This window comes from Lysobacter enzymogenes (genome assembly GCF_017168095.1).
In the GTDB taxonomy this organism is placed as follows: domain Bacteria; phylum Pseudomonadota; class Gammaproteobacteria; order Xanthomonadales; family Xanthomonadaceae; genus Lysobacter; species Lysobacter enzymogenes_D.
In genome coordinates, this window is the sequence record NZ_LXSD01000164.1 from 1 (window position 1) to 1,443 (window position 1,443).

At 74.3% G+C, this 1,443-nt stretch carries 1 protein-coding gene; it reads right to left on the bottom strand.

Translation table 11 applies throughout. From position 1 onward, the window contains the following. Positions 1–51 precede the first annotated feature (51 nt). Positions 52–1,209 carry an alkene reductase gene (locus A7A76_RS04565; protein WP_206410086.1) on the bottom strand — a complete coding sequence of 386 codons (1,158 nt, stop codon included), beginning with the start codon at positions 1,207–1,209 and terminating at the stop codon, positions 52–54. Between the last annotated feature and the right edge of the window lie 234 nt (positions 1,210–1,443).

Consider the following 1,443-nt stretch of genomic DNA (forward strand, 5'->3'; position numbering starts at 1 on the left):
CCGCGCGCCCGCCGCTGCGTCGCCGCCGGGCGCCCGCGGCCGCGCGGCGGCTCAGGCGGTTTCCGCTTCGGCCACCGTTTCCGGATCGCTTGCCGCCGGGTAATCGGTATAGCCCTGCTGGGCGCCGCCGAAATAGGTCGCGCGGTCGCCGTCGGCCAGCGCCAGGCCGCGGCGCAGCCGATGCGGCAAATCGGGGTTGGCGATGAACGGCCGGCCGAAACCGATCAGGTCGGCCCAGCCCGCCTGCAACGCCGCTTCGGCGCGCTGCGCGGTGTAGCCGCCGACATAGATCAAGCTGCGGCGAAACCGCGCGCGCAGCTCGCGGCGGAACCCGTCCGACAACGGCGGGCGTTGGCCGGTGTCGTCTTCGCACACGTGCAGATAGGCCAGATCCAGCGCATCCATGCGCGCAGCCAGCGCCAGCGCGTCGGATTCGGCCGCCGCTGCGTCGGCGTCCGCGCGCCACGGCGCGAAGCGCAGGCCGACGCGGTGCGCGCCGACCGCCGCGGCCACCGCCTGCGCCGCTTCGAAGACGAAGCGCAGGCGCGCGTCGCGCGATCCGCCGTAACCGTCGTCGCGCAGATTGCTGGCCGGGTCGAGAAATTGCTGGATCAGATAACCGTGCGCGCCATGCAGTTCGACGCCGTCGAAACCGGCGTCGATCGCGTTGCGCGCGGCGCGCGCGTAGTCGGCGACGATTCCGGCGATGTCGTGCGCGCTCAGCGCGCGCGGCATCGAGGCGGCGACCAGTTCGCCGTCGCGGCTGGGCGCGCCGCGGCCGTGCGGATCGATGTACACCTTGGCCGCGGCCGCCTGCAGCGCCGACGGCGCCACCGGCGCGGCGCCGTCGGGCTGCAGCGAGACGTGCGACATCCGGCCGGCGTGCCAGAGCTGGGCGAACATGCGTCCGCCCGCGGCGTGCACCGCGTCGGTCACGCCGCGCCAGGCCGCGATCTGGGCCGCGCTGTGCAGGCCCGGCGCCCAGGCATAGCCCTGCCCTTGCCGGCTGATCTGCGAGCTTTCGCCGACGATCAGCCCGGCCGACGCGCGCTGGCGGTAGTACTGCGCCATCAGCGCGGTGGCGGTGTCGCCGGCGCCGGCGCGCGCGCGGCTCATCGGCGCCATGACGATGCGGTTGGGCAGGTCCAGCGCGCCCAGCCGATGGGGCGAGAACAGTACGGAATCCGATTCAGCGCGCACGGGCGTCATCCAGACTGGTGGAGCGGACGGGTCTAAAAACAATTCGGAAAACAGGGCGGAAACCCGCCAGGGCGGGCCGGTCCGGCAACGGCCCGCGCACGCCGCGGGCCGGGCGCAACGCAATTGTGCGCGCGCTCGCTGCCGGTGCGACGCCAGCGGTTTACGATTCGCGGACCGCGCGCAGGGCGGCGTCGGATCGAGGCGAACGCTGCGCGCGCCGTCGCGCCCCCGCGTCCGCCCGCC

Coding starts and splice junctions, on each gene's coding strand:
- A7A76_RS04565 (WP_206410086.1), bottom strand. CDS start 1,209: ATGACGCCCGTGCGCGCTGAATCGGATTCCGTACTGTTCTCGCCCCAT.